This is a genomic window from Nocardioides sp. BGA-UO-ETr-FS32, from assembly GCF_059567905.1.
In genome coordinates this window covers 211,202-223,688 of the sequence record NZ_JCAQOX010000016.1, presented here as the reverse complement: position 1 = coordinate 223,688, position 12,487 = coordinate 211,202, and the positions used below count along the sequence as shown (strand labels likewise).

The 12,487-nt window shown below is 73.2% G+C and carries 13 protein-coding genes; 8 read left to right on the top strand and 5 right to left on the bottom strand.

Annotation, left to right across the window (positions count from 1 at the left end):
• Positions 1–23: 23 nt before the first annotated feature.
• Genes AC57BS_RS18645 through AC57BS_RS18635 form a run of 3 tightly spaced genes read right to left on the bottom strand, consistent with a single transcriptional unit; the run spans position 24 to position 2,862 of the window.
• Positions 24–1,451, bottom strand: coding sequence for a PGAP1-like alpha/beta domain-containing protein (locus tag AC57BS_RS18645; RefSeq protein ID WP_496412948.1), 1,428 nt, complete (start codon positions 1,449–1,451; stop codon positions 24–26).
• Complete coding sequence (locus tag AC57BS_RS18640) at positions 1,448–2,413, bottom strand: hypothetical protein (RefSeq protein WP_496412947.1); 966 nt, start codon at positions 2,411–2,413, stop codon at positions 1,448–1,450. The genes AC57BS_RS18645 and AC57BS_RS18640 overlap by 4 nt, the downstream gene beginning before the upstream one ends.
• On the bottom strand, positions 2,410–2,862 hold the full coding sequence (locus AC57BS_RS18635; protein ID WP_496412946.1) for a hypothetical protein: 453 nt from the start codon (positions 2,860–2,862) through the stop codon (positions 2,410–2,412). The genes AC57BS_RS18640 and AC57BS_RS18635 overlap by 4 nt, the downstream gene beginning before the upstream one ends.
• A 143-nt stretch (positions 2,863–3,005) precedes the next feature.
• Between AC57BS_RS18635 and AC57BS_RS18630 the strand changes: the two genes are divergently transcribed.
• Positions 3,006–3,773, top strand: coding sequence for a YqjF family protein (locus tag AC57BS_RS18630; RefSeq protein WP_496412945.1), 768 nt, complete (start codon positions 3,006–3,008; stop codon positions 3,771–3,773).
• Between the two features lie 7 nt (positions 3,774–3,780).
• Here AC57BS_RS18630 and AC57BS_RS18625 read toward each other — a convergent pair whose 3' ends face one another.
• Complete coding sequence (locus AC57BS_RS18625) at positions 3,781–4,932, bottom strand: PQQ-dependent sugar dehydrogenase (RefSeq protein ID WP_496412944.1); 1,152 nt, start codon at positions 4,930–4,932, stop codon at positions 3,781–3,783.
• A gap of 162 nt (positions 4,933–5,094) precedes the next feature.
• Here AC57BS_RS18625 and AC57BS_RS18620 point away from each other — a divergent pair, with 162 nt between their 5' ends.
• The 5 genes from AC57BS_RS18620 to AC57BS_RS18600 are packed head-to-tail and all read left to right on the top strand — an operon-like array spanning position 5,095 to position 9,053.
• The gene (locus AC57BS_RS18620) at positions 5,095–5,433 is read left to right on the top strand and encodes a YciI family protein (RefSeq protein WP_496412943.1); all 339 of its coding nucleotides are present in this window, start codon (positions 5,095–5,097) and stop codon (positions 5,431–5,433) included.
• 34 nt (positions 5,434–5,467) lie between these two features.
• Entirely contained in the window at positions 5,468–6,817 is a 1,350-nt protein-coding gene (locus tag AC57BS_RS18615; RefSeq protein WP_496412942.1) for an RNA polymerase sigma factor, read from the top strand.
• A gap of 4 nt (positions 6,818–6,821) precedes the next feature.
• Positions 6,822–7,496, top strand: a complete 675-nt coding sequence (locus tag AC57BS_RS18610) for a calcium-binding protein (protein ID WP_496412941.1) — start codon at positions 6,822–6,824, stop codon at positions 7,494–7,496.
• A 38-nt stretch (positions 7,497–7,534) separates the two neighbouring features.
• Positions 7,535–8,143 carry a hypothetical protein gene (locus AC57BS_RS18605; RefSeq protein ID WP_496412940.1) on the top strand — a complete coding sequence of 203 codons (609 nt, stop codon included), beginning with the start codon at positions 7,535–7,537 and terminating at the stop codon, positions 8,141–8,143.
• A 10-nt stretch (positions 8,144–8,153) separates the two neighbouring features.
• The gene (locus AC57BS_RS18600; protein ID WP_496412939.1) at positions 8,154–9,053 is read left to right on the top strand and encodes an NAD-dependent epimerase/dehydratase family protein; all 900 of its coding nucleotides are present in this window, start codon (positions 8,154–8,156) and stop codon (positions 9,051–9,053) included.
• A 58-nt stretch (positions 9,054–9,111) separates the two neighbouring features.
• Here AC57BS_RS18600 and AC57BS_RS18595 read toward each other — a convergent pair whose 3' ends face one another.
• On the bottom strand, positions 9,112–9,387 hold the full coding sequence (locus tag AC57BS_RS18595) for a Fe-S cluster assembly protein HesB (protein WP_496412938.1): 276 nt from the start codon (positions 9,385–9,387) through the stop codon (positions 9,112–9,114).
• Between the two features lie 185 nt (positions 9,388–9,572).
• Between AC57BS_RS18595 and AC57BS_RS18590 the strand changes: the two genes are divergently transcribed.
• Together AC57BS_RS18590 and AC57BS_RS18585 are read left to right on the top strand one after the other, a co-directional pair.
• Positions 9,573–11,702, top strand: coding sequence for an acyltransferase family protein (locus AC57BS_RS18590; protein ID WP_496412937.1), 2,130 nt, complete (start codon positions 9,573–9,575; stop codon positions 11,700–11,702).
• Entirely contained in the window at positions 11,677–12,405 is a 729-nt protein-coding gene (locus AC57BS_RS18585; protein ID WP_496412936.1) for a DinB family protein, read from the top strand. The genes AC57BS_RS18590 and AC57BS_RS18585 overlap by 26 nt, the downstream gene beginning before the upstream one ends.
• Positions 12,406–12,487 lie beyond the last annotated feature (82 nt).

The following is a 12,487-nucleotide window of genomic DNA, read 5'->3' as shown; positions in this document are numbered from 1 at the left end:
TCATCGGACCGGGCGCTGTCCCGTCACCGGGTGACCACCCAGGTCTGCACCGGTCCGGAGGGACCAGCGCCCAGGAAGCCGTCGTCGCGCATGCGGTCGACCTGGTCGCGGATCGAGCCGTTGGTGGACGCGTCGGCGGCGGCCGCACCGTCGACGTAGTGGTGCATGCCGTGGTTGTCGACGATGTCGCTGCGGCCGTCGTCGAACGTCACGGTGGTGCGGTGGGGCTGGTCAGGGTTGTCCTCGCCGTCGAGCAGCGGCACCGCGTCGCCACGGTTCTCGAGGTGGAGGGCATGGGTGCCGTCGGGGAGGTGGGGCACCTGGGCCGTCGGCGATCCCGCGGTCACCACGTGCTGCACGTTGAAGTGCCGGGTGAAGTCGGGATCGGCCGCCAGCGAAGTCGACACCATCCCGCCCTGCGAGTGGCCGACGAGCATCACGTCCTTGCCGGCGAGGCCCGCCTCGACCATCGCCTGCTGGACGCCGCGACCGTAGGCGTTGTCCATGCCGCCGATGAGCTGGTAGTTGGTCTCCATGTCCCGGACCCGGTCGTCGGACGCGGGGACCGGACGCATGTCGTCGGTGCCGGGCAGGTAGACGATGTAGCGCTCGTCGGGCTCCTGCCCGACCCGCTGGACCTGGATGGCGCCATGGCCGGCCTCGTCCCTGAGGCCGAGGCCGCTGGACGCGGCGAGCTGCTCCATGAGGTCCGCGAGGCTCCCGGGCGCGTCGGAGGTCGCTCCGTCCCCGTCGAGGTCGTCGCGGCGGGTGACGGAGCAGTCCGTGTCGTTGCCCAGCAGCAGGGCCATCAGGCGTGCGGCGTCGTTGGTGGTCGCCCCGCCGATCGGTCCGTCCCCGGGATCGAGCAAGCCCACGCCCGGGGCGAGCGACCCGAGCAGTCCCCCACCGCCGTTGACAAGGTGCTGGGCCAGCTCGGGGTGGTCGTGCAGCAGCCGGCCGAGGTCGTCGGTGAGCTGCCCCGTGAGCGCGGCCTGCTCCTCCGGCGGCAGCGTCGAGAACCACGCGTAGGTGATGCCTCCGGCCACCAGGAGCGCGGGAAGGGCGGGTGCGGCGAGCCGGCCCAGCGCGTGGTCGATCATCTCGGTCGCGTGCCGAGCCAGCGCGTCGCTGGCCTCGAAGGCCGCGACCACCCCGCGTACGCCGAGTGCGTCGGCCTCGATGCCGAGGGCGCGGACGGTCAGGCCGTCGGCGCCGGTCGTGGCGTCGAGGACCTGCGCCTCGGCGTCGGCGAAGCTCAGCGGGGAGAGGACCGCGGACTCGAGGAGGTCACCGTCTGCCAACGCCCGTGCGCCGAGACCGGCCATCTCGACGAAGTCGACGGCCTGCCGCTCGTAGCGCTCGGCGAGGGCGAGCATCTGGTCGTAGCCGGCCTCGACGCCGTGGGCCCCGCCGGAGACCGACGTGATCGGGGGCAGGGTCCCGCCGCTCACGACGTCACCTCCGCGGCCCGCACCGCCAGCGCGCGGGGCAGGTCGACCGCTCCCATCCGCTCGATCCGCACCATCGTCGACCCGTCCCTCGTGAAGGGTGTCAGCGAGCGCCACCCGTCGTGGAGGAGCACCCACTCGACGATGCCGGCACCTGGCCGTCCCCGTCCGCTGCGGCCCATCACCGCGGCGTGCAGGCGTCCGCGGGACGTGCTCTCGAGCTGCTCGTGCCAGCGGCGTACGTCGCCGTCGTCGGCCGACTCGAGCGAGTCGAGGCGGTCGCCGGCGATGGTCGTCCCGGAGTGGTCGGAGACCAGCTGGTCGAGCAGCTCGTGGCGGCGGCGCCGGACGGCCTCCCCGGTGGCCAGCAGCAGCTCCCACGGGGTCTCGATGACGTCCGGGACGGGCGCGGAATCGGGAAAGGCGTCGGGGGCGGCGCGGAGCGTACGGGTGTCGACGTGGGCGGCGCGGCCGAGCTCGAGCCACCAGTCGTCGGCGGCGAGCCAGCTGAGCTCGAACACCAGGCCGTCGCCCGTCGACAGGCAGACGACCCAGTCGTCCAGGTTGCGGTGCCAGCTGCGGGCGCGGACCTTGCCGCGGGCGAGGGTGACGAGCAGCTCGAGCTCGACGGCGAGCGCCGGTGCGTGCCACACCGTGAGCACCGCGCGCCCCTGCTCGGTGGGGACGCCGGCGTCGACGAGGCCAGCGGCGACGAGGGCCTCGTCGAGGTCGCTCACGCCGGCCGCGGGCGCCTCGACCGGCTCGCTCCCGCGAGCCATCTCACCGAGCCGCTCCCCCAGCCCGTCGAGCGAGGAGTCGGAGGTGAGCATCTGCTCGGCCGGCGACGGGACGCCCGTGAGCTCGGCGAAGCGGTCGACCGCGGCGCGCGAGAGGCGTACGCGGCGCGGGACCACGGCGCGCCGCTCGACCTCGTTGCCCTCGGAGTCGAGAAGGATGGCGTTCACCGGGCACCCGCCGGGATCTGGTCGGGCACCCGGAGCCAGTCCAGGTGTCCCTCCGGGGGTGGCCGGAAGGACGCCAGCACCTCGTCGACCGGGTCGACGGTCGACGTGACGAGGTCGAGGGCGCGGTCCGCCAGTGCGGCCAGGCGCGACCTCGCCGCCTCGACGAGGCCGCGGACGCGGTGCGCGATCTCGCGGATCAGGTCCTTGAGGCGGTCGACCTCGTCGGCGTGGTGGCGCAGCGCCTGCGCGGCACCGTCGTGCTCGTCGGCCGTGCGCCGCAGCGCCACGGCCCGCTCCGCCATCCGTTCGCGCATCGCGCGTGCTGCCCCTCCCTCCCACAGCACCAGCTGCGAGGCCGCGACCAGCCGGTCGGCGTCGCGCCGGATCTCGGTGCCCTGCTCGCTCATCTGCGCGGCGAGCCGGCGGATGACTGCCGTGTCTCCGTACATGTGCGTCTCCTGCCCCCGTCGGCGCGGTGGTGCGCCATGGCGGTCAGGTGCCCCGTGCCGGGCACGGCCAAACCGTGGTCGCGGGGGCTGTGGACAGCCCGTACGGAGACTGCCGGCCTTGGACGCGTGCCTAGGGTGGACGCGTGGACGCAGCCGCCGCCGAGCCCGTCTCATCGGTCGCTCCGTCCATGTCGCGGACCATCGTGATGAGCCAGCTCTGGCGCGACCTGACCTTCCTGCACTGGGCCGTGGACCCGGCCACTGTGGCGCACCTGATGCCGTCGGGCGTCCGGCCCGACACCCTCGACGGCCGGACCTACGTCGGCCTGATCCCCTTCCGGATGGTCGACGCCGCCCTGGGCCGCGGGCCGGCGGTGCCGTGGCTCGGGACGTTCCTCGAGACCAACGTGCGCCTCTACTCCGTCGACGCGACGGGCCGGCGCGGCATCGTGTTCCTCAGCCTCGACACCGACCGGGCCGCGGTCGTGCTCGGGGCGCGGGCCGCGTTCGGCGTCCCCTACCGCTGGGCTCGGATGCGCTACCGTCGCGACGGTGACGTGCACACGTACGACGCGCGCCTGCGACGACCCGTGGGCCGGCGAGGCGCACGACCCGCGAGCCACGTCGTCGTACGCGCGGGTGCGGCGCGCGAGCCGACCGAGCTCGACCACTTCCTCAGCGCGCGGTGGGGCCTCCACTCGCGTTGGTGGGGACGCACGCTGTACGTCCCCAACCGGCACGAGGCCTGGCCCATCCACGACGCCGAGGTCCTCGCCCTCGACGACGGTCTGATGGCGTCCGTCGGGCTGCCCGACCTGGCCTCTCGGGCACCCGACCACGTCGGCTTCAGCCCGGGTGTTCGCACCGAGTTCGGCCTGCCCGTCGACGCGCGACGCCCGCGCAGGGCGTGACGCGGGACTACTCCGCCGGGGTCAGCCGGAGCAGCCGCCCGGCGCCCGCGTCCTCCAGCAGCCAGATCGCGCCGTCGGGACCCTCCTCGACGGCGCGGATGCGCTCGCCGGTGTCGAAGACCTCCGCGTCGCCTGCGGTCTCGCCGTCGAGGTCGACGCGTACGAGCGCCTCGCCCGACAGCGCGCCGAGGAACGCGTCGCCCTGCCAGTCCGCGAACAGGTTGCCGCCGTAGACCATCAGGCTGCCCGGCGAGATGCTCGGGGTCCACGAGCGGGCGGGCGCGGCGTAGCCATCACCCTCGGCGTGGTCCGGGATCTCGCCGCCGCCGTAGTCGCTGCCGTCCGAGACCTCGGGCCAGCCGTAGTTGGACCCGGCCTCGACGAGGTTGAGCTCGTCGCCGCCCTCGGGTCCCATCTCCGAGGACCACAGGGTGCCGTCGGGGGCGAGCTCCAGGCCGAGCGGGTTGCGGTGGCCCCAGCTCCAGATCTCCGCGGTCGCGCCGCCCTCGTCGGCCAGCGGGTTGCCGGGTGCCGGGTCGCCGTCGGGGGTCAGCCGCACGATCGTGCCGAGGGTGTTGGTCGTGTCCTGCGCCGGGTCCTGGAGCTGCCGGTCGCCGGAGGAGACGAAGAGGTGCTGCCCGTCGGGCGAGAAGGCGAGGCGGTGGCTGAAGTGTCCGTCGCCGTCGACCTTCGGCGTCTGCCGCCAGACGACCTCGAGGTCGACCAGCCGAGGCCGGTCGCCCGTCTCGAGCTCCGCGCGACCGACGACGGCGCCGGTCCCACCGTCACCCTCCTCCACCCAGCTCAGGTAGACGAGCCCGTCGTCGGCGTACGTCGGGGCGGGCAGGACGTCACCCAACCCGCCCTGCCCGGCGACGACCACCTCCGGCACGCCGCCGACCTCTACCCGCTCGCCGCTGTCGGCGTCGCGCAGGTGCAGCGTGCCGGTGCGCTCGGTGACCAGCAGGTCGCCGGTGCCGGGCACGAACGCCATCGCCCACGGGTCGTCGAACCGGTCCACCTCCTCCACCTCGAAGGGCCAGCCGTCGTCGCTCTCCGCCGTCGCGGGACCGAGGGAGCCGGAGGCCGCGGTGTCCCCCGAGCACGCGGTGGTGAGCACGGCGACCAGCCCGACGAGCGCGGGAGCGAGGGGCTTCATGGCTTCCATCGTGCGTGGGGGTGGCAAGACGGCAGGCGCATCCGAAAAACTTCGGACACCGATGTCGAGACGCGTCGGACCCGTTCGACGTACGTGCGAGAACACACCCACCGCCCCACAGGAGGAGCGATCACAATGCCGCGTTTCATGGGATTCGTCAGGATGGAAGAGAACATCGGGATGCCGCCCCAGTCGCTGTTCGACGCGATGGACGTCTACATCGGCGAGCGCGCCGCCAACGGCACCTTCCTCGACGGCGGCGGCCTCTACGGCACCGAGGACGCCGTGAACTTCGTCGTGCGCAAGGGCGCGGTCAGCCGTGTCGACGGGCCGTACGCCGAGGCCAAGGAGGTCGTCGGCGGCTGGTCCCTGCTGGAGTACGCCACCGTCGAGGAGGCCGTGGCCGACCAGCAGAAGTTCGCCGAGCTGCACGCCGAGCACTGGCCCGAGGCCACTGTCGTGGCCACGCTGCGCCAGATCTCCGAGGCGCCCGGCGACTGAGGCTGGTCCCAACCGTCCTCACTACGCTGGCCACGTGCCGGCAGGGACCACGACAGACGACCCCTCGGGGGCCGTGATCGCCGCGTGGCGGGCCGAGTCGGCCCGCCTCGTCGGCGCCCTCACCCGGATGACGCGCGACGTCGACCTCGCCGAGGATCTCGCGCAGGACGCGCTGGTCGCCGCACTCGAGCAGTGGCCGGTGACCGGGATCCCGGACAACCCGTCCGCCTGGCTGATGACGACGGCGAAGCGCCGCGGTGTCGACCACTTCAGGCGCGCCGACACCCTGCGTCGCAAGGTCGCCGAGCTCGAGCACGCCCTCGATCGCGACGGCAGGGAGGAGGCGCAGGTGCCCGACCTCGACGACCAGGTCGACCACATCGAGGACGACGTCCTGCGGCTGGTGTTCCTGACCTGCCACCCCGCCCTCACGCCAGAGTCACGCGCCGCGCTCACGCTGCGCCTGGTCGGCGGGCTCACCACCGCCGAGATCGCCCGCGGCTTCCTCACCAGCGAGACCACCATGGGTCAGCGCATCTCGCGGGCCAAGAAGACGCTCGCGTCGGTCCGCGCCGACTTCGAGCTGCCCAGTGGCGCGGAGCGGGCCGCGCGCCTCGACGACGTGATGGCCGTGATCTACCTGATCTTCAACGAGGGCTACACCGCCACCGCCGGTGCGGACTGGATGCGCCCCGACCTCACGGCCGAGGCGACCCGGCTGGCACGCATGGTGGCCGACCTCGCGCCCGAGGAGCCCGAGGTGCTCGGGCTGCAGGCGCTGCTGGAGCTGCAGGGCTCGCGCACGGCCGCCCGCCTCTCCCCCGACGGCACCCCCGTGCTGCTCGAGGCCCAGGACCGTACGCAGTGGGACCCGCTGATGGTCCGGCGCGGGCTCGCCGTCCTGCGGGCCGCGTCGCGCCTGGCTGCCACCGGACGACCGGTCGGGACCTACTTCCTCCAGGCCTCCATCGCCGCGGAGCACGCCGTCGCCGCGCGCGCCGAGGACACCGACTGGCCACGGATCGCCGCGCTCTACGACGTGCTGGCACAGGCCGCGCCCGGCCCCGTCGTCGAGGTGAACCGGGCGGTCGCCCACGGGCGGGCGTACGGCGCCGACGCGGGCCTCGCCGTGCTCGCGGGCGTCGACGCGGACGCGCTGGCTGGTTTGCCGCTCGTGCCGAGCGTGCGCGGCGACCTGCTCGAGCGTGCGGGTCGCCATGACGAGGCCGCGGCGGCCTTCGCCGAGGCCGCGTCGCTGACTCGCAACGAGGGCGAGCGCACGGTGCTGCTGCGGCGGGCGGAGGAGAACGCAGCGTCGGGACTTCCGCCCCTACCGGGGGACCAGCGCCGGACCCAGCATGGAGACACCTCCGACGAAGGGTGACCCCGTGCGACGCACCATCACCGCGAGCCTGGCTCTCGCACTGTCCCTGGCCGCCCCACCGGTGGCCGCCGCGGTCATCGTCGGCACCCCGGGCGCCGACACCCTGGTCGGCACGGCGGGAGCCGACGTCGTCCGCGCCCGCGGCGGCGACGACGTCGTCCGCGGGCGGGACGGGGCGGACCGGCTGTACGGGGGCGCCGGGGCGGACACCCTTCGCGGCGGGCCCCGGGGCGACGTGGCCATCGGAGGCGCCGGTCGTGACGTGCTCAGAGGTGGAGACGGCCAGGACATGCTCTTCGGTGACATCGCCGACGACCGGCTCGTCGGCGGCCTCAGCGGCGACGGGCTCTCCGGTGGCCCGGGTGACGACCGGCTCCGTGGCGGCGTCGGCGACGACTCCCTGACGGACGGCATCATCACCGAGCTCTCCGACGAGCCCGGGGACGACCTGCTGCGCGGCGCGTCCGGTGACGACTTCTTCGGCGTCACCGGAGGACGCGACCGGGTCGTCGGCGGAACGGGCGACGACCGGGTGAAGACCATCGACGACGGCGTGCCGGACCTCATCGACTGCGGCGGCGGGTACGACCGGGTCATCTACTACCGCATCGACGGCGCGGGTGGGCTGGACCCCCTCGACACGCTGATCGGCTGCGAGAACGTGTCGGTGGCGCGCTGACCGGCTGCGGTAGGCCTCGGGTCGTGGAGGTGGAGGCGATGGACGCGTGGGTCGACCTGTACTGGTTGCCGCTGGGCGCCGGCGGGTGGTTCGTACGGACCAACGGCCGCGTCTACGAGCGGTTCTCGGCGTGGCGCGGGCACCGTGCCTCCTCCGACCTCTACCACTCCGCCCTGATGATCCGGGCCGACGAGGTCACCTACGCGGTCGAGATGGGACCGGTGTGGAACGTCGCCGACGACGAGCGCGGCGTCCTGTGCGAAGGTCCCGTCGGGTCGTCCGGTCTCGGTCGGCTCCGCCCGTTCCGCTACGAGGTGCGCTGCTGGGCCGGTGGCCGGATCCCCGACGTCGCCGAGGCGATCGCCAGTCCCGTGCGCACGACCGAGGACCCGGCGCGGGTCACGAGCGTGCTCGCGGTCCTCGAGCAGGTGCCACCACTGGTCTGGGGACGTGACGAGCTGGGCGCCGGTGAGATGTGGAACTCCAACTCCGTGGTCGCGTGGGCGCTGGCACGCGCAGGGCACGACATGGGTGCGATCCGCCCGCCCACGGGTGGCCGCGCTCCGGGATGGATCGCGGGCCTCGAGCTGGCGCGGCGTCAGTCCCGGGCCCGACCGGGCGGCACCGCCCTTGCACCGCCGGAGTAGGAAGGAACCCATGCGCATCTTCTTCACGGGCGGCAGCGGCAAGGCCGGACGCCACGTCGCCCCGTACCTCGCCGAGCAGGGCCACCAGGTCACCAACGCCGACCTCGTCCCGCTCGACCACCCGGACGTCCACGACCTGGCGGTCGACCTGACCGACGCGGGCGAGGTCTACTCCGCGCTCGCCGGGCTGGCGACCTTCGACGAGCTCGACCTCCCCGAGAAGCCGTCGTACGACGCCGTCGTGCACTTCGCCGCAGTGCCCGCCATCCTGCGTACGGCCGACTCGACGACCTACGCCACCAACGTCCTCAGCACCTACAACGTCCTCGAGGCGGCGACCCGCCTCGGCATCCGCAAGGTCGTCTTCGCCTCGTCCGAGACGACGTACGGCGTCTGCTTCGCCCAGGGCGAGCGGCGTCCGCTCTACGTCCCGGTCGACGAGGAGCACCCGACGGTCCCCGAGGACTCGTACGCGATGTCGAAGGTGGCCAACGAGGTGACCGCGCGCTCGTTCCAGGCGCGCACGGGCGCGGACGTCTACGGCCTGCGGATCAACAACGTGATCGAGCCGCACGAGTACGCCGAGATGTTCCCCGACTTCCTCGAGGACGCAGGCCTGCGGCGGCGCAACATCTTCGCCTACATCGACGTGCGCGACCTGGGCCGGATGGTGCAGCGCTGCCTCGAGACCGACGGCCTGGGCTACGAGGTCTTCAACGTCGCCAACGCCGACATGTCCGTGGCCGCGACGACAGACGAGGTCATCCACCGGTTCTACGACGGGGTCGAGGTGCGTCGTGAGATGGGGCGCGACGAGACGTTCTACGCCATCGACAAGGCGCGCGACCTGGTCGGCTTCGAGCCGCAGCACTCATGGCGCGACGTGCTCGACGACCCGCGCCGGACATGAGCGGAGCCCCGGACCCCGCTGGGGGTCCGGGGCTCGTCGCCGTTGGTGGAACGGTTGATCAGGCCTGCTGGCCGAGCGCGAACTGGATGTTGCCTTCCTCGTCCACGCCTCCGTCCAGCACCTTGTCGGCCAGGAACTCCGAGGCCGGGGCGTCGACGTAGACCGTCGCGCCGTCCTGCTGGATCACCTGGTCGTCGGCCTCGCCGTGGTCGGCGGGGCTGACGGAGAGGGACTCCCCGTCGACCTCGGTCGCGATGCGGAGTGCCGAGATCTCCGGCACCTCCTCGGCGAGCTTCTTGACGATCTCGGTCACGTTCTCGGTGAGAGCGAGCATGGGCTCTCCAATCCGTGTGGCGAATGTGTCCCCTCCACCATGTCGCGGACGCGCGGTCGAGGCAAACCGGGCAGGTGGCAGGGCTGCGATGTCCCGGGCCCGTCGGGACTCGTGACCCATGACACAGCCGGGTCCGCGACGCCACTGTGTGGAGACGCTGACGCACGGCCTCCGGGAGGGTGGTCATGTCCCACGCACGACTGCACCGCAGACGACAGTCCGCAGTGGGCCGCGTCCCTGCGCTGGACGGCATCCGGGCCGTGGCCGTGGTGGGCGTGCTCGCCTTCCACGGCGGGCTGTCGTGGGCGAGCGGCGGCTTCCTCGGCGTGGACGCGTTCTTCGTGCTGTCCGGCTACCTGATCACCGCGCTGCTGCTGGCCGAGTGGACGCGCAACGGGGGCAGGATCGACCTGGCCGCCTTCTGGGGCCGACGCGCACGGCGGCTGCTGCCGGCGCTGCTCCTGGTGGTCACGGCCGTGGCGGTCGGGGCGCGGGCGCTGCTGCCCCCGGAGGAGGTCCGGCTGCTGCGCGGCGACGGCATCGCCGCCCTGCTCTACGTCGCCAACTGGCGGATGGTCTTCCGCGGCGGCGACTACTTCTCCGACACCGCCGCCCCGTCCCCGCTGGAGCACACGTGGTCGCTGGGCATCGAGGAGCAGTTCTACCTGGTGTGGCCGCTCGTGCTGGCGCTCGTGCTGTTCCGCCGGCCTTCGGGGCGTACGACGGCGCGGAACCGGCTGTGGGCACTCGTCGTGGTCTGCTGCGTCGGGGCCGCCGCGTCCACCGCTGCGCTGGCCACGACGTACTCGGCAGCGGACCCGGGACGGGCCTACTACGGGACCGACACCCGCGGCGCGGCGATCCTGGTCGGGGCCGCGCTCGCGGCCCTGCTGGCGCTCCGGCGCCCCGAGCCCGTACGTGCCCGGTGGCGGCGGACCGGCCTGGGTGCGCTGGCGGCCGTGGGGGCTGCGGACTTCGCGTGGGCCGCGACCCACCTGTCCGGCACGGACGAGGTGCTCTACCACGGCGGGATGGCCGCGACGGCCCTCGCTGTGGTCGCAGTGATCGCGCACGTCGCGCTCGTGCCGACGGGGTGGTCGGCCCGGGTGCTGTCGCTGCCTCCCCTGCCGCAGCTGGGACGGATCTCCTACGGCGTCTACCTCTGGCACTGGCCGGTGTTCATCGCCGCCAACGCCGACCGGACCGGGCTCGAGGGCCTGACCCTGTTCACCGTCCGGTGTCTCCTGACCGTCGGCATCGCGACCGTCTCGTACGTGCTCGTCGAACGGCCCGTCCAGCTGCGCGTACGTCCACGCCGCCCGGCGTTCGCTGCGACGGGAGCGGGGATCGCGGTGGCGACCGGAGCAGCCGCGGTGGTGGCGATGACGGCTGTGCCCCCGTCGCCTGCGGTGGCCGAGGAGTCGTCGGTGTCCGACGCGGTGGACCGGTTCCTGGCCGGCGACAGCGCCACCGGGGACCGCGCAGAGGAGCGGGTGCGCCCCCGGGCGAAGGGCCCGCAGACGAAGCGCCAGCAGCCTGCGCCGCGGCTCCACCACCGACGGCCCGGGCAACCCGTCGTCGTCGACGTGTTCGGTGACTCGGTCGCCTGGACGCTGGTCACCTACCTGCCGGCACACCCCGAGCTCGACGTGCGCGACCGCACGCTCATGGGGTGCGGCATCAGCCGGACGGCACCGTTCCGCTACGCCGGGGAGGTGCACGCGGGCCTGATGCCGGCGTGCCGCGACTGGCCCCGGATCTGGCAGGCCGCCGTCGCCCGCGACGACCCGGACGTCGCGCTCGTCCTGGCCGGGCGGTGGGAGACGATGGACCGCATGCTCGACGGGCGGTGGACGCACGTCGGCGAGCCGGCGTTCGACGCGCACCTGCGCTCCGAGCTCGAGCTGGCGATCCGCATCGCCGGAGCGGGCGGCGCCCACGTCCTGCTCGCCACCGAGCCCTACAACCGGCGCTGGGAGCAGCTCGACGGCAGCCTCTACCCCGAGGACGAGCCGCCGCGCGTGACTGCGTGGAACGAGCTGCTGCGCGACGTCGCGCGAGACCACCCGCACGTACGGGTCGTCGAGCTCGGCGAGCGGGTCTCCCCCGGCGGCCGCTTCACCTGGGACGTCGGCGGCTACCAGGTGCGATCCGACGGACTGCACCTCACGCCGTCGGGCGTCCAGGGCTGGATCGCGCCGTGGCTGCTGCCGCAGCTGGTGGACGCGGTGCCCGAACGGGCTCCCGCGAACCTGTCGCGCCGTCCCCGGAACCGGCCATCATGGAGCCATGACCGACGACTCCGGGACGGGTGACTTCGAGGGCGCGACCTTCGTCAGGACGAGCTTCAAGGGGGCCACCCTGCGCCACTCCGACGTGAGCGGGGTGACGATGCGCGGCGTCGACGTCGACGGCCTCGACATCGACAGCCACGACCTGTTCATGGGCAGCCTGTTCATCAACGGTGTCGACGTGGTGCCGCTCGTGGACGCCGAGCTCAACCGGCGGTTCCCCGGCCGGGAGCTGCAGAAGGCGCAGACGCCCGAGGGCCTGCGCGAGGGCTGGGTTGCGGTGCAGGCGGCATGGGCCTCGACCGTGGCCGACACGCCCCCCGAGCTGGTCGATGCCCACGTCGAGGACGAGTGGTCGCTGGCCCAGACCCTGCGGCACCTCGTCCTGGCGACCGACACCTGGCTCCGCGGCGGCATCCTGCGGATCGAGCAGCCGTTCCACGAGATCGGCCAGATCTTCACCGGCGCCGCCGAGATGGGCTTCGACACCTCGGTCTTCCGCGCCGACCCGCCGGCGTACGAGGAGGTGCTCGCGGTCCGCGCCGAGCGTCAGCAGATGGTGACCGACTTCCTCGCCACCGTGACGCCCGAGGTGCTCGCCGAGGAGCGCGACGACCCGTGGGGCTTCGACTGGAAGCCCACCGTCGGTGACTGCGTGCGCGTGATCCTGGAGGAGGAGTGGGCGCACCTGCGGTACGTCCGGAGGGACCTGGCGCTGCTGGGGTGAGGGCGCGACATCCGCGTTCATCGTTTCCTCGATCCCCCGACACGCAGCGTCCGCGAGTCGTATCGTCCGAGCCGAAGTGACA